The sequence below is a fragment of the Vibrio sp. PBL-C16 genome (assembly GCF_034321865.1).
Taxonomy (GTDB): Bacteria; Pseudomonadota; Gammaproteobacteria; order Enterobacterales; family Vibrionaceae; genus Vibrio; species Vibrio alginolyticus.
In genome coordinates this window covers 2335186-2354763 of the sequence record NZ_JAXLNY010000002.1, presented here as the reverse complement: position 1 = coordinate 2354763, position 19578 = coordinate 2335186, and the positions used below count along the sequence as shown (strand labels likewise).

Sequence of the window (19578 nt, the reverse complement as noted above, 5' to 3'; positions counted from 1 at the left end):
GGATCAAAGAGAAATTCATGACACGAGGTCATTTGGCAGTGTTGTGTTTTTTAATAAATGCAGACGAATAGCCGAGCAACTTTACTTTATCTAATGTGGCTTGCGTCAGGGAATAGTCAGTAAATGGCCCTAACAACAAGCGATAAGACTCTTTCGCACTCTCTAGGAAAGTTTCTGTATCCAATTTTTGACCAAGCTCGGTACCTAAAGTTCGCGCGCGTTCTTCATTTTTTGATGATGCCACTTGAATAACGTACCTAGGGTGCGCTTCTAATGACTTTTTGTCCGTGGGCTGATTGATACTGATCACTTCAATTTCCACGTTCGCGGTGCCTGTTTTTATGACATCTAACTTGTGCGCGGCGGCATAGCTTAAATCAATGATACGGCCATCGTGAAAAGGACCTCGGTCATTAACTCGTACTATGGTGGTTTTGCCGTTGTCAGTATTGGTAACTTTTACGTAACTTGGTAACGGTAGCGTTTTATGCGCTGCCGTCATTGAGTACATGTCATAGATTTCGCCATTAGAAGTCAAATGACCTTGGAATTTTTTCCCATACCAAGATGCGCGGCCTTTTTCTTTAAAGCCTTTCGCATTGCGAACTATTTTGTAGTCTTTGCCTCGCAAGTGGTAATCTTTGTTCCCACCTAGGCTGTACGGTTCATATTTAGGATGCGCATCCTCGATGTGTTCGACTGAAAGCGGTGTATCCGGTGCAACATCGGATTCGAGTTCGTAACGGCCTTCTTGTTCTTTTTGGCTAGTTGATGAACAGCCTGCCAAAATAAGAGCAGAGAAAACCAAGGAATATAAAGCGCGTTTTTGCATGTCTAGGTCGCCTTAGAGAATGCTTTTCGGTGCGTATGAATCGACATCAGAATACCAAAACCAGCCATCAAGGTTACCATTGATGTGCCGCCATAACTGATGAGTGGCAACGGTACACCTACTACAGGTAGGATGCCACTTACCATGCCAATATTTACAAAAATATACACGAAGAAGCTGAGTACAATACTGCCTGCCATCATTCGTCCAAATGCGGTTTGCGCTTGGCTGGCGAGATATAAACCTCGTCCAATAATAAATAGATAGATGGCTAAAAGGCAAAGGAAGCCAATCATACCCCATTCTTCAGCAATTACTGCAAAGATAAAGTCAGTGTGTCGTTCTGGAAGAAATTCTAGTTGTGACTGCGTACCTTGCAACCAACCTTTGCCGGAAATACCACCGGAGCCAATCGCAATTTTACTCTGAATAATGTGGTAGCCCGCTCCTAGCGGATCAGATTCCGGGTTAAATAGAGTACGAACTCGCACTTTTTGATACTCTCGCATCAAGAAAAACCACAGAATTGGAATGAAACCACCTAATGCAATCGCAGCACCAGCGATGATTTTCCAGCTAATGCCGGCGAGGAAGATAACAAAAATACCGGAAGCGGCGATCAGGATCGAGGTACCTAAGTCAGGCTGCTTTGCAATGAGAATGGTTGGTAAGCAGACCATAATCAGTGCAACAATGAGTGTTTTTAGCGTTGGTGGAAGGGGCTGTCTACCGACATAGCGAGCCACCATTAATGGCACTGCGAGCTTCAATAGCTCTGACGGTTGAAAGCGCACAAAACCGAGGTTAAGCCAACGCTGCGCGCCTTTCGATGCTTCACCGAAAAACAGCACGCCGAAAAGCAGTATAACGCCACCAACGAACATCAAAGGTGCCAAGCTTTCGTAAGTTCGTGGAGAAAGCTGTGCAAGGACGAGCATCACAACGAGTGAAAGCACCATTCGCATGGCTTGGCGATCCATCATCAGTAAACTTTGGCCACTGGCGCTGTACATGATCACCAGGCCAAACCCCATCAGGGCCAATATGCCAAGTAGGAGTGGTAAGTCGATATGGAAGCGTTCAAACAGGGCGCGATTTTTACCTGTAGAGGGATCCATCTTCATTACTGTTTTACCTCTTTCTTCGCATTGTTTTCAGGCTCAATTTCTTCTGGACCAAGAACGACTCGGTCAAAAATTTTCCTTACTACTGGGGCACCGTTACTAGAACCACCACCGGCATTTTCTAGTACTACAGTGACGACCACTTTAGGATCATCAAATGGTGCAAAGCCAGTAAATAACGCATGGTCACGTAAGTGCTCGGCGATCTCATCGGCGTTGTATTCTTCGTTTTCACCCAGACCGAAGACCTGTGCTGTACCTGATTTACCCGCTGTTTCATAATTCATTTTGTAGAATGAGCGGCGAGCTGTTCCGCGCGTGCCATGGTTTACCCGACGCATGCCTTCTTTCGCCATATCCCAGTACTTTTTAGGCACATTCTTGATTGGTGGGTAAGTCACGTATTCTGTCGTTTGCTGCTCTTCGAAGTCGTTACCATTTTCTATCGTCGCTTTGAGCAAGTGAGGTGCGATCACTTCTCCCTCGTTTACTAATACCGAGGTTGCTTTGGCGATTTGCATTGGTGTTGCTGTCCAATATCCTTGGCCGATACCCACAGGGATCGTATCACCTTTATACCATGGGGTTTTATGGCGAGACATTTTCCAGTCACGAGTCGGCATGTTTGCCTTACTTTCTTCGTAGATATCAATGCCAGTGTAATCACCAAAACCGAACATCATCATCCAATTCGAAATACGGTCAATACCCATGTCATAAGCGATTTGATAGTAGAAGGTATCAACAGACTCTTCGATCGACTTAATGATATCGACGCGTCCGTGTCCCCAACGCAACCAGTCCCGAAACGGACGTGTGTTAGAGTTTGGTATGCGCCAATAACCAGGATCATTTCGCGTGGTGTTAGGTGTGACGACACCTTCTTGCAGCGCGGCTACCGCCATAAATGGTTTGATGGTAGACGCAGGTGGGTAAATGCCAAGTGTGGTACGGTTGACCAAAGGACGGTTTTTATCGTTCAAAAGGGCGCGATAGTCTTTACCCGAGATTCCGTGCACGAACGAGTTAGGGTCGTAGCTAGGGCTTGAAACCATAGCCAGTACGCCGTTGTCTCTAGGATCGATCACTACAGCACTGCCTCGGCGGCCGTCCAATAATTGGTGTACGTACAACTGCAAGTTGATATCAAGGTTTAAAACGATGTCTTTTCCGGGTACAGGTGGAACGTACTTTAAGGTACGAATTACTCGGCCGCGGCTGTTTACCTCGACTTCTTGATATCCGGCTGTACCGTGTAAGAGGTCTTCGTAGTATTTTTCAATACCCAGCTTACCAATGTCGCGAGTGGCTTGATAGTTTGCGTCTTTTTCTTCTCGGATCAGGCGCTGCATGTCGCGATCATTGATTCGAGAAACGTAACCAATCACGTGGGTTAAGACTTCGCTGAAAGGGTAGTAGCGCTTTAAGGTCGCACTTATTTCCACACCCGGAAAGCGGTACTGATTGACGGAGAATACCGCTACTTGTTTTTCGTTCAGTTGGGTCAGCAGTGGGACCGATTTAAATCGACGAGTCCGTTTACGCTCGTGGTGGAAACGTTCAATCTGGTCTGGTGTAATTTCCAGAATAGTTTGTAATTCTTGGATGGTTGCATCAATGTCTTTAATTTTTTCTGGGGTCAGTTCTAAGTTAAAGACGGGACGGTTCTCTGCCAGTAAAACGCCATTTCGGTCATAAATTAGACCTCGGTTAGGCGCGATAGGCACTACTTTGATGCGGTTATCGTTCGAGCGGGTTTGATAGTCTTGAAACTGGTTCACCTGAATGTTGTACATGTTGGCAACCAGAGCTCCCATCAAGACAACAATGCCGATAAAAGCAACAATAGCGCGGCTGGCAAACAGACGCGCTTCGGCTTGATAATCTCGGATTTGACTGCGGCGTTTACGAATCATTAACGCTTGGCTCTAAAGTTAAACAACGATTATTCGCGATGATAAGGGTGGTTAGCGGTGATGCTCCACGCTCGGTATAAGCTTTCTGCCATTACGATACGCACTAGAGGGTGGGGTAGCGTTAAGGCAGATAATGACCAGCTTTGGTCTGCTGCAGCTTTGCATGCAGGAGCGAGTCCTTCGGGACCGCCGATTAATATTGATACATCACGGCCATCTAATTTCCAAGCTTCTAACTGCTCAGCGAGTTGAGGAGTGTCCCATTTTTTACCTGGGATATCTAACGTGACGATACGGTTGCCTTTTGGTACCGCCGCGAGCATCGCTTCTCCTTCTTTTTGCAGGATGCGAGCGATATCGGCATTTTTTCCGCGTTTGCCAGCAGAGATTTCAATCAACTCCAACGGCATATCATGCGGGAAACGGCGACGATATTCTTGAAAGCCTTCCTCAACCCATTTTGGCATTTTTGTACCAACAGCAATTAGTTGAATTTTCAAAAGATTAACCCCAGAGTTTTTCTAGCTGGTAGAGTTCGCGGTGCTCTTCTTGCATCACGTGAAGCATGGCGTCGCCCATATCAAGGACTACCCATTCACCTTCGTTTTCACCTTCCATTCCTAGTGGCTCAAGACCGGCTTTTTTCACCTCTGTTGCAACATGGTCAGCGATGGATGAAACGTGGCGTTTGGATGTACCAGTACAGATGATCATGTAATCTGTCACGCTTGATTTATCTTCCACATTTAGGACGATAATGTCTTCCGCTTTCATGTCGTCGGCTTTATCAGCTAAAAAGTCTTTCAGTTCTTCGCGAAGCACTCGGTTTTCCTCGGTTTGTCTCTTATCTCTACAGTGTTTTACATTCTTGCTTGCAAAACAGGTCGCGCACTATATCACGCTTTGATTTTTAAATTGCCAGCTTAATATCAGGAGAGCAGGTTTCTAAGCTCAACTGATGAATAGTTGGCCATACAGACTCGTCATACTGAGTTTTGGCTTTTATCTCGGCTTGAGCCAACAAGGAGAGCAATGCACAAATACGACTCGCTGATAAGCGGGTCAGTGCTGCGTTATAGAGTGGACGCTTGTTTTGCCAAACTCGATATTTCTCAAATACCTGGTTCATTCCCATTTGAGTTAAGTCTTGATGCATATTTAAAAGTTGGCTCAACTCTTTTTGTACACTTCGAATCAAGATCACGGTCTCAACCCCTTCCGCCTCAAGTTGGCGAAGAATACGTTGTGCACGGTTTGCTTTACCTGCCAGTAAGGCGTCGATCCAGTTAAAGGTAGTGAAGTGATTATGGCGACTTAGGGCTTCCTCTAAACGTATGATGGTCAGCTCACCATCCGGATAGAGTAGGGCCAATTTCTCTAAGCTTTGTGTCAATGCAAATAGGTTACCTTCATGCCATTGAGCCAACATTTGCAGTGATTGTTGATCGGGTTTTAGTCCCAACGTGCGGCAACGTGTCTGAATGAACATAGGTAGGCGTTGAAGGTCTGGCGACAAGCAGCTTACCCAATCGCCTTTTGAGCTTAATGCTTTGAACCATTTCGCATTTTCTTGGGCTTTGGTCAGTTTGCTACCAACAATGACGAGCATGATGTCATCATGAAGCATATCACACAGTGTTTGCAGCTCTTTGCTGACGGCGGTTGTCACGCCACTTTCAGGAATTTCAAGCTCAATCAATTGACGGTTTGAAAACAGGCTCATCGCTTGGAAACAGTCGTAAACTTGGTTCCAGTCGATGCTAGCATCCACCGCAAAACGGTGTTTTTCCTCAAAACCTTGCTGAAACGCTGCCTTTTGGATGGCTTGGCGGCTTTCTTGAATCAGTAACGGCTCATTACCAAAGATTAAGTAAACCTGTTTAACTTGTTTAGTTAAATGATCCGTTAGCTTATCGGCATAAATTCGCATAGTGACTAAGAGTTTTTGTTCGCTGGCTCAGAGATTTGTCCTGCTTCATATTCGGCACGAATACGGCCCAACTGGCGCATCATCTGTTTTGCAGCTTGCAAGCGCATCTCGTCTTCAATTACGTCACGCTCAACAGATTTTGCAAGTGCGGTCAACGGGTTGTCTAGGTAGTTGCGGTTTACTGTTGTCGTAAAGTTTTTAGAACCATAGCCAGGAATTGTCACACGGTATTTTACTACGTATGTCAGCTCTTTTTCTGCTGCACGGCTATTTTGATAAAGCGATAGTGTACGCTCATCGATTGTCGCTTCCGTCAAATGAAGGTTGGGTACCGTCGATGATGGTTGAACAAGTTCAACTTTGTTCAGTTCGAGTTGAGAGCGAACATAGCGAGTTAATTCACTGTATTCATCGTAGCTGGAGAAAGACATAGTGTGCAGCTCTTCCGGTACGGAATACTCGCCGCGAAGGTGAAAACCACAGGCAGAAAGAAGCCCCGCTAATACCAATACCACTGGTAGTTTAATCAAAGAGAAAAAGCGCATTGATTGTATTCATCCTAAATTGAAGGGGTTATTTACCTTAAACCACTCATGTGAATGGTTTGAGGTAAATAAACAGGGTAGAAAACTACCCTGTTTAATGACTCTTGGTTAACAAATAAGTTCGCTAAACAGAGACAAATTGACAGCTGCGATTAGTTTGCAACAATGTTCAGCAGTTTACCTGGAACGTAAATAACTTTACGAATAGTCAGGCCATCAGTGAACTTAACCACGTTTTCGTCGTTTAGACCAAGCTGTTCGATATCGTCTTTAGAGATATCCGCTGGGACTGTTAGCTTCGCACGTAGCTTACCGTTAACTTGAACAACGATAGTTTTTTCGTCTTCAACTAGCGCTTTTTCGTCAAACGTCGGCCATGCCGCGTTATCAATGTCTGTTTCACCTAGTGCTGCCCATAGCTCGTATGAGATATGCGGAGTGATAGGGTAAAGCATGACAACAATAGCTTTCAGTGCCTCGTCAAGGATTGCACGATCTTGCGCAGATTCTTGAGGCGCTTTCGCTAGTTTGTTCATCAGCTCCATGATCGCTGCGATCGCGGTGTTGAATGTTTGACGACGAGCGATATCGTCCGTCACTTTCGCGATAGTCTTGTGAACGTCGCGGCGAAGTGCTTTTTGATCACCAGAAAGCGCTGAGGTATCTACTGCTTCTGCTGCACCTTTCGCTGTGTGCTCTTTCACTAGTTTCCAAACACGTTTTAGGAAGCGGTTCGCACCTTCTACGCCAGACTCTTGCCATTCAAGTGTCATGTCCGCTGGAGACGCGAACATCATGAATAGACGTACTGTGTCAGCGCCGTACTTGTCTACCATTTCTTGAGGGTCGATACCGTTGTTCTTAGACTTAGACATCTTGATCATGCCTGAGTGCGTTACATCACGACCTTCAGTGTCTTTAGCAGAAGTAATGCGGCCTTTACCATCACGTTCAACGGCTACGTCTGTTGGAGCTACCCACTCTTTGCCGCCTTTCTCGTTCTCGAAGTAGAACGCATCAGCCAGTACCATGCCTTGACACAGTAGTTGCTTGAACGGTTCGTCAGAAGTTACGTAACCCGCATCGCGCAGTAGTTTGTGGAAGAAGCGTGAGTACAGTAGGTGCATACAAGCATGCTCGATACCACCGATGTACTGGTCTACTGGTAGCCAATAGTTTGCTTTTTCTGGGTCTAGGATGTCGTCCGCTTGTGGTGAACAGTAACGCGCGTAGTACCAAGAAGATTCCATGAACGTATCGAACGTATCTGTCTCACGTAGAGCAGGTTCGCCGTTAAAGGTTGTCTTCGCCCACTCTTTGTCTGCTTTGATTGGGCTCGTTACGCCGTCCATTACTACGTCTTCTGGAAGAATCACTGGTAGTTGGTCAGCAGGTACTGGGTGAACTTCACCGTCTTCAGTCGTTACCATTGGGATTGGCGCACCCCAATAACGTTGACGAGATACACCCCAGTCGCGTAGACGGAAGTTTACAGTCTTAGTGCCTTTGCCCTCTGCTTCTAGCTTCGCTGCAATTGCATCGAACGCCGCTTGGAATTCTAGGCCGTCGAATTCACCTGAATCGAACAGTACACCTTTCTCTGTATATGCCGCTTCAGAGATGTCTAGCTCGCTGCCATCAGCAGGCTTGATAACTGGCACGATGTCTAGACCGTACTTCGTTGCGAACTCGTAGTCACGTTGGTCGTGCGCAGGTACAGCCATTACCGCGCCTGTACCGTAGTCCATCAGAACGAAGTTTGCTACGTATACTGGTACTTCGCGGCCGTTCAATGGATGAATAGCAGTAAGGCCAGTTGCCATACCTTTCTTCTCCATTGTCGCTAGCTCAGCTTCTGCAACCTTGTTGTTCTTACATTCGTCGATAAACGCTGCAAGCTCTGGATTGTTCTCTGCTGCAAGAGCTGCAAGAGGGTGGCCGGCTGCGATACCCACGTAAGTCACACCCATTAGCGTATCTGGACGTGTTGTGTAAACTTCTAGGTCTTGTTGACCCTTAACTTCAAACTTCAGTTCAACACCTTCAGAACGACCAATCCAGTTGCGCTGCATGGTTTTCACCATTTCAGGCCAACCTTCAAGCTTGTCTAAGTCGTCTAGTAGCTCTTGAGCGTACTCAGTGATTTTGATGAACCATTGAGGGATTTCTTTTTGCTCTACAGGCGTATCACAACGCCAGCAACAACCGTCTTCAACCTGCTCGTTTGCAAGAACAGTTTGGTCGTTAGGACACCAGTTAACAGAAGAAGTCTTTTTGTAAACTAAACCTTTCTCGTAAAGTTTAGTGAAGAACTCTTGTTCCCAGCGGTAGTACTCCGGTGTACATGTTGCGAATTCACGGTTCCAATCGTAACCAAAGCCTAGAAGCTTAAGTTGGTTCTTCATGTATTCGATGTTTTCGTAAGTCCAAGGTGCTGGCGCAGTTTTGTTTTTTACTGCTGCGTTTTCTGCAGGTAGACCGAATGCGTCCCAACCGATTGGTTGCATCACGTTTTTGCCTTGTAGGCGTTGGAAACGAGATACTACATCACCGATAGTGTAGTTGCGCACGTGACCCATGTGCAGTCGACCACTTGGGTATGGGAACATGGACAGACAGTAGAATTTTTCTTTATTTGGGTCTTCACTTACAACAAAGGTTTTGTTGTCATCCCAGTGCTTTTGAACTTTTTGTTCAATATCTTGTGGGTTGTATTGTTCTTGCATCGATGGTATCCGTTATCTTGGAATTTGTGAGTTCGGTTAGAACAGACTTAAATAGATCGTCATAGAATACCTAAAGCTAGGGATCACAACAATAGCCAATCTGTACCCATGCGCCCTTAAGTGACGCAGGTAGGAGAAAGATGGAGGTCAGTTATGCCTAAACGTAAAACAGGTTATGAGGAAATGCTCGAGGATGTGATTGAAACCTTGAAGCACAGTCCGGAAGAAGTTAACAAAGCGATTGAGACGTCGGGCAAAGTGGTGGATGCTGCTAATGACTTGACCAAAGATGAGTTGGCTTTAATCAAAGCGTACCTTAAAGCAGACTTAAAAGAGTTTTCAGAGAGTTACGAGGATAGCAAAAGCGGCCCGTTTTACTTAACGATTGCGGATTCGATATGGCAAGGGCTGTTAGAGATTACAGACCGAACTAAAGTTGAGTGGGTTGAGTTGTTCGATGACTTAGAGCATCAAGGGCTATATGAAGCAGGAGAGGTGATAGGCTTAGGCACCTTGGTCTGTGATGAGTGTGGTCACAAGACAACGTATAACCACCCAACTGTAATCATTCCGTGTATTAAATGTGGTCACAAAGGCTTTACTCGCCAGTCATTAAAACCATAAATGGCGAGTAACGACTGTATAATGCAATGAATAAAAAAGAGGCTTAGTCGCCTCTTTTTTGTCTTTTCTACTTTCAAGCTGTTATCAGCTCTGTTTTCTTCTTAAACCGAAAGCCAGAGCTAAACTTAACCCTATCCAAATATACAATGGCCAAGTACCAACGATTCGATATGGCGTTTTCCCATCGGTTGGGGTGAGCTCTGCGCGCAGTACTGCAGTTTCAAACTGCGGTACTTGCTCAACGATTTTACCTTTGTGATCGGTTACCGCTGTTAATCCGTTGTTAGTCGAGCGGATGAGCGGTTTACCTAACTCTAAGGCACGCATACGGGCGATCTCCATATGCTGAAGAGGACCGATAGAGTGACCAAACCATGCATCGTTCGAAAGCGTTAGAATGAAGTCTGTTTCGTCAGTCACATTTTGACGCACTTGCTCATTAAAGATGATCTCATAGCAAAGCGCTGGTGCCATGTGCATGCCATTCGCAACGATGTTTGGTTGCACAAAAGTCCCACGGCTAAACGACGACATCGGTAGGTTAAAGAATGGCGCTAATGGGCGCAAAATATCTTCAAATGGTACAAACTCACCAAACGGTAGTAGGTGATGCTTATGGTAACGTTCGCTTAAATCGAAGCTGTAGTCACCGTATGGTGTGATGCCGAGGGACAGAATACTGTTGTAGAACTGTCGGTCTTCAGCTTGGTTGACGACACCGGTGATGATTGCGCTGTTATTCATTTTTGCAGCGCTGTCGATATTGCTCAAAAATGAAGGCACTTCAATTTCAAAAGCGGGAATTGCTGCTTCTGGCCAAACGATAATGTCAGCGTCCCAGTTTTCACGAGTTAAGTCAGCGTACTTCATGATGGTTGGCCAGCGTTGACTTGGTAGCCACTTTAGGTTTTGGTCTACGTTACCTTGAATTAGTGCGAGCTTAGTCGTGTCTTCTGGTCGGGGTGTTACCCAATCGTAGTTGCGAATCCCAAAGCCAGTACTGAGTAGCACCGCAGGGATAATCGCCACCAGCCACTGCTTATGAATCCATGCATAGGCTAACGCCCCTGCGCTGATAAGGATAAATAGAGTAAGCAGTTCTACGCCGCCAATTGGTGCAAAGCTTGCGAGTGGAGCATCTATCTGGCTATAGCCTAGCCATAACCAAGGGAAGCCGGTCATCACCCAACCACGCAACCAATCACTGATCAGCCATAAAGCAGGTGCAGCGAGAAGTGCTTTTGTGAGCGTAAATTGAGGAAACAGCTTGTTGTTGAGCCAAGCAAATAAGCCTGAATAAACAGCCAAGTAGGCAACAAGTAAGCCCATTAAAAATAAATTGGCAATGAGCGGCATACCGCCAAAACCGGAGATACTGACGTAAACCCAGCTAACGCCAGTTGCAAATTGACCTAACCCCCAAGCATAACCAATCCATAGTGCGCGTTTCGGAGTTTGGTTAGCAAGAAGAATCAGTAGAATTGCTGGGCTAAGAATGGCAATAGGCCACAGCTGGTAAGGAGCGAAAGCGAGTGTAGTAGAGGCGCCAACAAAAGCGGCCACTGAGGGCCGCTTAAGGCGATGAAAGAGTTCATTCATCATTGTAATTTTCTGAGATTCCCAATGGGTATCGCGTTACTCTTGAGTGGCTTCAACCAGGGTTTCTTCGTCTGGGATCGTCACTTGGAGTTGAATGACACGACGGTTATCGGCAGCGGTGACTTTGAAGTTGTAGCCTTCAATTTCAACCAGTTCACCACGAGAAGGTAAGTGACCAAAGGCAGTCATGACCATACCACCAACGGTATCAACTTCCTCATCGCTGAAGTTGGTTCCGAATGTCTCATTAAACTCTTCGATGGTTGTCAGCGCTCTGACAGCAAACGTATGCTTGCTTAGTTTACGAATGTCCGTCTCTTCACTTTCATCGAATTCATCTTCAATATCCCCGACGATTTCCTCAAGGATATCTTCAATGGTCACAAGACCAGAAACACCACCGAATTCATCGACAACAATGGCCATATGATAACGTTCTTCACGGAATTCTTTCAGCAGTCGATCAACGCGTTTACTTTCCGGTACTACAACCGCTGGTCGAATGACTTCTTCGATATCAAATGGATTACTGCCTGAGCCTAAGTATTTAAGTAAGTCCTTCGCTAGAAGTATGCCTTCCACATGGTCTTTATCTTCGCTGATCACAGGGTAGCGAGAGTGTTGAGCATCGGTAATCAAAGCAACCAAGGTATCAAGGTCGTGAGTACGCTCAACGGTAACCATTTGCGAACGCGGGATCATAATGTCACGCACACGCATTTCGGAGATTTCCATAACACCTTCAAGCATATCGCGAGTGTCATGGTCAATCAGGTCGTTAACTTCAGAGTCGCGGATAACATCCACAAGCTCTTGGCGATCTTTTGGTTCGCCCTGAAATAGTTGACCTAGACGTTCAAAGAAGGACTTTCTACTCGGACCTTCTGCCTTTTCTTTCTTATCTTCGTTAGAAGAGGGAGAATTATCTTCGTTCATTGTTTCTCAATTAAGTAACGCTATCAGAAGTGTGATAGCACACATAGAGAGGCGAACACGAGAGTCATTTAGGTGGTTCGCCTTTCCCTGTCGAGTGGCCAATAGCTACTCTTTTTCAGCAATGTAAGGATCTTCATAACCCATACCTTGCATGATCTCGGTTTCGAGGGACTCCATCTCTTCGGCTTCGTCATCCTCTATATGATCATAACCTAGCAGATGCAAGCTGCCATGTACAACCATATGCGCCCAATGTGCTAGCAGAGGCTTGCTCTGTTCAACCGCCTCTTTTTCAACAACTTGGCGACAAATAATCAAATCACCAAGTAAATCTATTTCCATACCAGGAGGTGCTTCAAATGGAAACGACAACACATTAGTTGGTTTATCTTTGCCGCGATACTCATGGTTGAGCGTATGACTTTCTTGTTCATCAACAATACGAATGGTGACTTCGGCTTGTGGCTGGAAGAGAGGGATTGTCTTATCTAGCCACAATTGGAAATCTTGCTGCGAAGGCAGACCTTCTTCATTTTCGACTGCCAGTTGCAGATCAAGTTCAATCGCCATGATTATTCCTTAGTTGAAGCAACTTGTGCATTCAGTTCGGCTTTTGCTGCTTCTAGTAACTTCGCATCGCGTTCTTCACGACGGCGTTTCTCGAACTCTTTACGCTCTTTCTGGTCTTGTGCTTCCCACTTCTCGTACGCGTTAACGATACGAGCAACCACAGGGTGACGTACAACGTCGTCGGCCAAGAAGAAGTTAAAGCTGATGTCGTCAACTTCGCTTAGTACTTCAATAGCATGACGAAGACCCGATTTCGCACCACGAGGTAAGTCAATCTGCGTGACATCACCAGTGATAACCGCGCGAGAGTTAAAACCAATACGCGTTAGGAACATCTTCATCTGCTCAACAGTGGTGTTCTGACTCTCATCAAGAATGATAAAGGCGTCGTTTAGAGTACGACCACGCATGTAAGCAAGAGGGGCGACCTCAATCACGTTACGTTCAATCAGCTTCTCTACGCGCTCAAAGCCCAGCATTTCAAATAGGGCGTCGTATAGCGGACGTAGGTATGGGTCGACTTTTTGGCTTAAATCACCAGGTAGGAAGCCCAATTTCTCACCAGCTTCAACCGCTGGACGAGTAAGAAGAATACGACGGATCTCTTGGCGCTCTAGTGCGTCAACAGCTGCTGCTACAGCAAGGTAGGTTTTACCTGTACCAGCCGGGCCAATACCAAAAGAAATATCATGCGTGACCATGTTAACCAAGTACTGCGCTTGGTTTGGCGTACGTGGTTTGATCACACCTTTCTTGGTTTTGACGAAGACTTCTTTACCATGCTCGATATTAGACTCAGTATTCTGCTCAAGAACACCAGACTCTTTGATCGCTAGGTGGATTTGCTCAGGCTCAATATCTGGGATCTCACCTCGTACAGGTGCGGTATCAACATATAGAGTTTTCAGGATATCCAGCGCGGCTGATGCGGTATGAGGTTTACCGACAATCGTAAAGTGGTCACTACGGTGGTTAATTTCAACGCCTAGACGACGTTCTAAATGCTTGATGTTGTCATCGAATGGACCGCACAGGCTAGCTAGTCGGCGGTTGTCTGAAGGTTCTAGGTTAATTTCTAGAGTTACGATTTTATTGCTCAATGTTGCCTCTCATTTTTTGCCACTTAGTGAGAGCCTGATAACGACCAGGCTCTCCATGGCTATTTATACGAGCTTACGGCGTAAAAGTAGCTACACCCAGCTCATCTTCGCGACGTGTTTTCGCCATCATCTGCGTTGGGGAAATCACACTACGAAGATCCATGTCTTTTTCAGTACGTACTAGCTCACCACGCAGTGAGTTTGCAAATACGTCTACGATCTTCACATCAACGAACTGACCAATTAGGTCTGCACTACCTTCAAAGTTTACTACACGGTTGTTTTCTGTACGAGCGCGTAGTTCCATTAGGTTTTTCTTCGAAGGACCTTCAACTAGAACACGTTGTTCTGTGCCAAGCATTAAGCGAGAGTAACGCATCGCTTGAGCATTGATAGTTTGCTGTAGTTCGTAAAGGCGCTCTTTCTTCACTTGTTCTGACACATCACAAGGGTAATCCGCTGCTGGCGTACCTGGACGTGGAGAGAAAATAAAGCTGAAGCTCATGTCAAAGTCTACATCTTTGATTAGCTTCATGGTGTCTTGGAAGTCTTTGTCTGTCTCACCAGGGAAACCAACAATAAAGTCTGAACTGATTTGAATATCAGGACGAGCTTTACGCAGTTTACGGATGATCGATTTGTATTCGATAGCGGTGTGAGGGCGTTTCATCATCGTTAGGATACGGTCACTACCACTTTGCACAGGTAAGTGCAGGAAGCTCACAAGTTCTGGCGTATCTTCGTATACTGCGATGATGTCGTCTGTGAATTCTAACGGGTGGCTCGTCGTGAAACGAATACGGTCGATACCATCGATAGACGCAACCAAACGAAGCAGTTCTGCAAATGAACAGATCTCACCATCGTGCATAGGACCACGGTACGCGTTTACGTTTTGCCCCAGAAGGTTTACTTCACGTACGCCTTGTTCAGCAAGTTGGGCGATTTCGAACAGTACGTCATCCATTGGACGGCTTACTTCTTCACCACGAGTGTACGGTACGACACAGTAAGTACAGTACTTAGAGCAGCCTTCCATAATAGAAACGAATGCTGTCGCACCTTCAGCGCGAGGTTCAGGTAGGCGGTCGAATTTTTCGATCTCTGGGAACGAAATGTCCATAACTGGTGCATCATCGGACTGAGATTGTTTGATCATCTCAGGTAGGCGGTGCAAAGTTTGTGGGCCAAAAATAACGTCAACGTATGGTGCACGTTCACGAATATGGTCACCTTCTTGCGTTGCTACACAACCACCTACACCGATAACTACGCCAGGTTTTTTATCTTTTAGTGTTTTCCAGCGGCCTAGCTGGTGGAAAACTTTCTCTTGCGCTTTTTCACGGATCGAACAGGTGTTAAGTAGAAGTACGTCTGCTTCCTCTGGCTCTTCCGTCAGCTCGTAGCCGTTTGCAGCATTAAGCAGGTCGGCCATTTTTGATGAATCGTATTCGTTCATCTGGCAGCCCCAGGTTTTAATTAGCAGTTTCTTACTCATCTCACTTTCGCTCGTTCAGTTGTACTTAAATCGGAGAGCTATTGCTCAAATTATAGCCGCCATCACGGCGGTAAGCGGCGTATTGTACTGCTTTAAAAAGCACCTGACTAGTGATCTAGCTAATTCTCTGCAAAGCCTGATGAAATCTAGTTTTTCGCCCTATGCTGAACAAGGTTTTTTGTTAAACAATTTTGTAAAAGTAGCCATGGAAAGTACAATAAAAAACGCCAATTAATCAGCACGATGAAGAGTGAAAAATGAACAAGTATGACATCGCCGTGATCGGTGGCGGTATGGTCGGGGCAGCCGTCGCTGTTGGATTTGCCAAGCAGGGCAGAAGCGTTGTCTTGGTTGAAGGTACAAAACCTAAAGTTTTTGATGCCGCTCAGGCGATGGATATTCGTGTATCTGCAATCTCGCACCAGTCGGTGGCGTTACTTGATTCACTCGGAGCATGGTCAGAGATCAAGAGCATGCGAGTTTGTCCTTATCGGCGGTTAGAAACTTGGGAGCACCCAGAGTGCCGTACTCGTTTTCACTCTGATGAATTGTCATTGGATCAGCTAGGTTACATCGTTGAAAATCGCCTAATCCAATTAGGTCTTTGGCAAGTCTTCTCTAAGTATGAAAATCTAACCGTGATGTGTCCTGAGCGATTAAAAGCCATTGAGTTTGCAGATGTAAATCTTGTGACACTAGAAAGTGGGGCGCAGTTTGAAGCTAACTGGGTGATTGGTGCTGATGGTGCAAACTCTAAAGTTCGTCAATTGGCTGGAATTGGTGTAACTGCGTGGGATTACCGACAACACTGCATGTTGATTAACGTGAAAACAGAATTGCCTCAGCAAGATATTACTTGGCAACAATTTACACCTTCAGGCCCACGTTCATTTTTACCTCTGTGCTCTTTGAGTAACGACGATGGTCAAATAGTAGGCCAAGGTTCTTTGGTTTGGTATGACTCGCCTAAACGTATTAAACAACTGTGTGCGATGGGTAAACCTCAACTAAGGGAAGAAATCTTACGTCATTTCCCTGCAGAATTAGGCGATATTGAAGTTTTACAGTTTGGCTCATTCCCACTCACTCGTCGTCATGCGCAAAGCTACTCAAGCAAAAATTGCGTATTAGTGGGTGACTCTGCCCATACGATCAACCCGCTTGCAGGGCAAGGGGTAAACTTAGGCTTCAAAGATGTAGACGTTCTCCTTTCGGTAACAGAACAACAAGAAAAGCTGGAAGATACCTTACTCGCGAAATACGAACGCGCACGTCGACCTGACAACTTACTCATGCAGACGGGCATGGACTTTTTCTATAAAGGTTTTAGCAACGATCTAGGGCCATTGAAGTTCGTACGTAATTCTGCATTGAAGCTTGCTGAAAACTCAGGGCCAATTAAGGCTCAAGTACTGAAATACGCGTTAGGTATGTAGTAAGCTACTCAAATCACAGATAGAAAAAAAGCGAGCCATGAGCTCGCTTTTTTAATTCGGCAAATCTAATGATTTCCCGAGTCCAGAACCAAAAAAAGAAAAAACCCAGCAAAGTCATGCTGGGTTTTCCGATAATGGTGCGGAAGGAGAGACTTGAACTCTCACACCTTGCGGCGCCAGAACCTAAATCTGGTGCGTCTACCAATTCCGCCACTTCCGCAACTTAATCTATAGATATCAAGATAATTGGTAAAATCTCAATATCGTTGTATATGGCAGGGCTACCTGGATTCGAACCAGGGAATGGCGGCATCAAAAGCCGCTGCCTTACCGCTTGGCGATAGCCCTACAGCGTAAATAGTCAAAGACTACTTAACATCTCTTATCGAGAGAAAGAATGGTGCGGAAGGAGAGACTTGAACTCTCACACCTTACGGCGCCAGAACCTAAATCTGGTGCGTCTACCAATTCCGCCACTTCCGCGTATTCTGATAGTGTAGATTAATTTAAGATGGTGCGGAAGGAGAGACTTGAACTCTCACACCTTGCGGCGCCAGAACCTAAATCTGGTGCGTCTACCAATTCCGCCACTTCCGCATCTTAAATCTACGTGACTGATAGCTTATGCTAGCAATCCAATCAATGGTGGCTACGACGGGATTCGAACCTGTGACCCCATCATTATGAGTGATGTGCTCTAACCAGCTGAGCTACGTAGCCATTTTAAACTTTTGATCAAGAATGGTGCGGAAGGAGAGACTTGAACTCTCACACCTTGCGGCGCCAGAACCTAAATCTGGTGCGTCTACCAATTCCGCCACTTCCGCAACTTGATCTGTAGACATCAAGATAATTGGTAAAATCTTAATATCATTGTATGTGGCAGGGCTACCTGGATTCGAACCAGGGAATGGCGGCATCAAAAGCCGCTGCCTTACCGCTTGGCGATAGCCCTACATTGCTCTAATAAAAGAGACTTTAATAATGGTGCGGAAGGAGAGACTTGAACTCTCACACCTTGCGGCGCCAGAACCTAAATCTGGTGCGTCTACCAATTCCGCCACTTCCGCAACTTATTCTGTAGTTATCAAGGTAATTGGTAAAAGCCTAAATAACGTTGTTTATGGTGGCTACGACGGGATTCGAACCTGTGACCCCATCATTATGAGTGATGTGCTCTAACCAGCTGAGCTACGTAGCCATTTTAAAACTTTGATCAAGAATGGTGCGGAAGGAGAGACTTGAACTCTCACACCTTGCGGCGCCAGAACCTAAATCTGGTGCGTCTACCAATTCCGCCACTTCCGCAACTTAATCTATAGATATCAAGATAATTGGTAAAATCTCAATATCGTTGTATATGGCAGGGCTACCTGGATTCGAACCAGGGAATGGCGGCATCAAAAGCCGCTGCCTTACCGCTTGGCGATAGCCCTACATTGCTCCAATAAAAGAGACTTTAATAATGGTGCGGAAGGAGAGACTTGAACTCTCACACCTTGCGGCGCCAGAACCTAAATCTGGTGCGTCTACCAATTCCGCCACTTCCGCAACTTAATCTATAGATATCAAGATAATTGGTAAAATCTCAATATCGTTGTATATGGCAGGGCTACCTGGATTCGAACCAGGGAATGGCGGCATCAAAAGCCGCTGCCTTACCGCTTGGCGATAGCCCTACATTGCTCTAATAAAAGAGGCTTTAATAATGGTGCGGAAGGAGAGACTTGAACTCTCACACCTTGCGGCGCCAGAACCTAAATCTGGTGCGTCTACCAATTCCGCCACTTCCGCAACTTATTCTGTAGACATCAAGATAATTGGTAAAATCTCAACATCATTGTATGTGGCAGGGCTACCTGGATTCGAACCAGGGAATGGCGGCATCAAAAGCCGCTGCCTTACCGCTTGGCGATAGCCCTACATTGCTCTAATAAAAGAGACTTAAATAATGGTGCGGAAGGAGAGACTTGAACTCTCACACCTTGCGGCGCCAGAACCTAAATCTGGTGCGTCTACCAATTCCGCCACTTCCGCAACTTATTCTGTAGTTATCAAGGTAATTGGTAAAAACCTAAATAACGTTGTTTATGGTGGCTACGACGGGATTCGAACCTGTGACCCCATCATTATGAGTGATGTGCTCTAACCAGCTGAGCTACGTAGCCATCTTTTGGAGCGAGACAATATAAACCTTCACGCTCTCAGTGACAACCCCTTTTATAAAGGAATCTCACTTGAATAATGGCAGGTCTACCTGGATTCGAACCAGGGAATGGCGGCATCAAAAGCCGCTGCCTTACCGCTTGGCGATAGACCTGCAGGCAATAGTCACAATGACTATTTAAAATATGGTGCGGAAGGAGAGACTTGAACTCTCACACCTTGCGGCGCCAGAACCTAAATCTGGTGCGTCTACCAATTCCGCCACTTCCGCATCTATTCCTAACTGCTCTGATAAAAAGAACATTTAGGAATGGTGGCTACGACGGGATTCGAACCTGTGACCCCATCATTATGAGTGATGTGCTCTAACCAGCTGAGCTACGTAGCCAAAACCATATTTTTTGTTCTCAACGCTTTGTTGCCTTGTCGTTGGGAACGGCGCGCATTATGCGAAGTTGAGTGAGATCCGTCAACAGTTTTTTTTAATAAATTTCGGAAAAAACCTCGTTCGCTTCCTTTTTAAACAAAGAGGCGTGTTTATGATCTAAAACTGGAAATAAATTAGCTTGCAGTTGC

General features: G+C 45.8%; 15 protein-coding genes and 20 tRNA genes. 2 read left to right on the top strand and 33 right to left on the bottom strand.

What is annotated here, in order from left to right; genetic code table 11:
• Positions 1-28: 28 nt before the first annotated feature.
• The 8 genes from UQW94_RS19085 to leuS all read right to left on the bottom strand — a co-directional run bounded on the left by UQW94_RS19085 (position 29) and on the right by leuS (position 9073).
• Positions 29-832 carry a septal ring lytic transglycosylase RlpA family protein gene (locus tag UQW94_RS19085; protein ID WP_017635670.1) on the bottom strand — a complete coding sequence of 268 codons (804 nt, stop codon included), beginning with the start codon at positions 830-832 and terminating at the stop codon, positions 29-31.
• A gap of 2 nt (positions 833-834) precedes the next feature.
• Positions 835-1956 (bottom strand): rod shape-determining protein RodA, encoded by a 1122-nt coding sequence (gene rodA, locus UQW94_RS19080; RefSeq protein WP_005373004.1) that lies wholly within the window; start codon positions 1954-1956, stop codon positions 835-837.
• A complete protein-coding gene (gene mrdA, locus UQW94_RS19075; protein ID WP_005384126.1) occupies positions 1956-3872 on the bottom strand; it encodes a penicillin-binding protein 2 in 1917 nt (638 codons plus the stop codon). Before mrdA ends, rodA begins: the two co-directional genes overlap by 1 nt.
• Positions 3873-3901: 29 nt before the next feature.
• Complete coding sequence (gene rlmH, locus UQW94_RS19070) at positions 3902-4372, bottom strand: 23S rRNA (pseudouridine(1915)-N(3))-methyltransferase RlmH (protein ID WP_017821762.1); 471 nt, start codon at positions 4370-4372, stop codon at positions 3902-3904.
• A 4-nt stretch (positions 4373-4376) separates the two neighbouring features.
• Positions 4377-4694 (bottom strand): ribosome silencing factor, encoded by a 318-nt coding sequence (gene rsfS / locus UQW94_RS19065; protein WP_005373015.1) that lies wholly within the window; start codon positions 4692-4694, stop codon positions 4377-4379.
• Positions 4695-4782: 88 nt separating this feature from the next.
• Positions 4783-5802, bottom strand: a complete 1020-nt coding sequence (gene holA / locus UQW94_RS19060; RefSeq protein WP_005384123.1) for a DNA polymerase III subunit delta — start codon at positions 5800-5802, stop codon at positions 4783-4785.
• A 5-nt stretch (positions 5803-5807) separates the two neighbouring features.
• Positions 5808-6347 carry an LPS assembly lipoprotein LptE gene (gene lptE / locus UQW94_RS19055; protein ID WP_005384122.1) on the bottom strand — a complete coding sequence of 180 codons (540 nt, stop codon included), beginning with the start codon at positions 6345-6347 and terminating at the stop codon, positions 5808-5810.
• Between the two features lie 152 nt (positions 6348-6499).
• Positions 6500-9073 (bottom strand): leucine--tRNA ligase, encoded by a 2574-nt coding sequence (leuS, locus tag UQW94_RS19050; protein WP_005384121.1) that lies wholly within the window; start codon positions 9071-9073, stop codon positions 6500-6502.
• A gap of 153 nt (positions 9074-9226) precedes the next feature.
• Between leuS and UQW94_RS19045 the strand changes: the two genes are divergently transcribed.
• Positions 9227-9697 carry a zinc ribbon-containing protein gene (locus tag UQW94_RS19045; RefSeq protein WP_005373024.1) on the top strand — a complete coding sequence of 157 codons (471 nt, stop codon included), beginning with the start codon at positions 9227-9229 and terminating at the stop codon, positions 9695-9697.
• Positions 9698-9781: 84 nt separating this feature from the next.
• On the opposite strand, the gene lnt is transcribed toward UQW94_RS19045, so the two are convergent.
• The 5 genes from lnt to miaB all read right to left on the bottom strand — a co-directional run bounded on the left by lnt (position 9782) and on the right by miaB (position 15400).
• Positions 9782-11299 (bottom strand): apolipoprotein N-acyltransferase, encoded by a 1518-nt coding sequence (lnt, locus tag UQW94_RS19040; RefSeq protein WP_213911234.1) that lies wholly within the window; start codon positions 11297-11299, stop codon positions 9782-9784.
• Positions 11300-11332: 33 nt separating this feature from the next.
• Positions 11333-12232 carry a CNNM family magnesium/cobalt transport protein CorC gene (gene corC, locus UQW94_RS19035; RefSeq protein WP_005384118.1) on the bottom strand — a complete coding sequence of 300 codons (900 nt, stop codon included), beginning with the start codon at positions 12230-12232 and terminating at the stop codon, positions 11333-11335.
• A 105-nt stretch (positions 12233-12337) separates the two neighbouring features.
• Positions 12338-12802 (bottom strand): rRNA maturation RNase YbeY, encoded by a 465-nt coding sequence (gene ybeY / locus UQW94_RS19030; protein WP_005373030.1) that lies wholly within the window; start codon positions 12800-12802, stop codon positions 12338-12340.
• Positions 12803-12804: 2 nt separating this feature from the next.
• Positions 12805-13902 (bottom strand): PhoH family protein, encoded by a 1098-nt coding sequence (locus UQW94_RS19025; RefSeq protein ID WP_005373033.1) that lies wholly within the window; start codon positions 13900-13902, stop codon positions 12805-12807.
• Between the two features lie 73 nt (positions 13903-13975).
• On the bottom strand, positions 13976-15400 hold the full coding sequence (miaB, locus tag UQW94_RS19020; RefSeq protein ID WP_005373038.1) for a tRNA (N6-isopentenyl adenosine(37)-C2)-methylthiotransferase MiaB: 1425 nt from the start codon (positions 15398-15400) through the stop codon (positions 13976-13978).
• A 257-nt stretch (positions 15401-15657) separates the two neighbouring features.
• Between miaB and UQW94_RS19015 the strand changes: the two genes are divergently transcribed.
• On the top strand, positions 15658-16836 hold the full coding sequence (locus UQW94_RS19015; protein ID WP_213911233.1) for a 2-octaprenyl-3-methyl-6-methoxy-1,4-benzoquinol hydroxylase: 1179 nt from the start codon (positions 15658-15660) through the stop codon (positions 16834-16836).
• Between the two features lie 135 nt (positions 16837-16971).
• Here the strand turns inward: UQW94_RS19015 and UQW94_RS19010 are convergent.
• The 20 genes from UQW94_RS19010 to UQW94_RS18915 form a co-directional block, all read right to left on the bottom strand.
• Positions 16972-17056, bottom strand: a tRNA-Leu gene (locus tag UQW94_RS19010).
• 53 nt (positions 17057-17109) lie between these two features.
• Positions 17110-17184 (bottom strand) — tRNA-Gln (locus UQW94_RS19005).
• Between the two features lie 50 nt (positions 17185-17234).
• A tRNA-Leu gene (locus UQW94_RS19000) sits at positions 17235-17319 on the bottom strand.
• 29 nt (positions 17320-17348) lie between these two features.
• A tRNA-Leu gene (locus tag UQW94_RS18995) sits at positions 17349-17433 on the bottom strand.
• A gap of 46 nt (positions 17434-17479) precedes the next feature.
• Positions 17480-17556, bottom strand: a tRNA-Met gene (locus UQW94_RS18990).
• 22 nt (positions 17557-17578) lie between these two features.
• A tRNA-Leu gene (locus tag UQW94_RS18985) sits at positions 17579-17663 on the bottom strand.
• Between the two features lie 53 nt (positions 17664-17716).
• Positions 17717-17791: transfer RNA gene (locus UQW94_RS18980), tRNA-Gln, on the bottom strand.
• A 30-nt stretch (positions 17792-17821) separates the two neighbouring features.
• A tRNA-Leu gene (locus tag UQW94_RS18975) sits at positions 17822-17906 on the bottom strand.
• A 54-nt stretch (positions 17907-17960) separates the two neighbouring features.
• Positions 17961-18037: transfer RNA gene (locus UQW94_RS18970), tRNA-Met, on the bottom strand.
• Positions 18038-18059: 22 nt separating this feature from the next.
• Positions 18060-18144 (bottom strand) — tRNA-Leu (locus UQW94_RS18965).
• 53 nt (positions 18145-18197) lie between these two features.
• Positions 18198-18272 (bottom strand) — tRNA-Gln (locus UQW94_RS18960).
• A 30-nt stretch (positions 18273-18302) separates the two neighbouring features.
• Positions 18303-18387 (bottom strand) — tRNA-Leu (locus tag UQW94_RS18955).
• 53 nt (positions 18388-18440) lie between these two features.
• Positions 18441-18515, bottom strand: a tRNA-Gln gene (locus UQW94_RS18950).
• A 30-nt stretch (positions 18516-18545) separates the two neighbouring features.
• A tRNA-Leu gene (locus UQW94_RS18945) sits at positions 18546-18630 on the bottom strand.
• Between the two features lie 53 nt (positions 18631-18683).
• Positions 18684-18758: transfer RNA gene (locus UQW94_RS18940), tRNA-Gln, on the bottom strand.
• A gap of 30 nt (positions 18759-18788) precedes the next feature.
• Positions 18789-18873, bottom strand: a tRNA-Leu gene (locus UQW94_RS18935).
• Positions 18874-18927: 54 nt separating this feature from the next.
• A tRNA-Met gene (locus UQW94_RS18930) sits at positions 18928-19004 on the bottom strand.
• A 77-nt stretch (positions 19005-19081) separates the two neighbouring features.
• Positions 19082-19156: transfer RNA gene (locus UQW94_RS18925), tRNA-Gln, on the bottom strand.
• Between the two features lie 32 nt (positions 19157-19188).
• Positions 19189-19273, bottom strand: a tRNA-Leu gene (locus UQW94_RS18920).
• A gap of 40 nt (positions 19274-19313) precedes the next feature.
• Positions 19314-19390: transfer RNA gene (locus tag UQW94_RS18915), tRNA-Met, on the bottom strand.
• Positions 19391-19578: the final 188 nt, after the last annotated feature.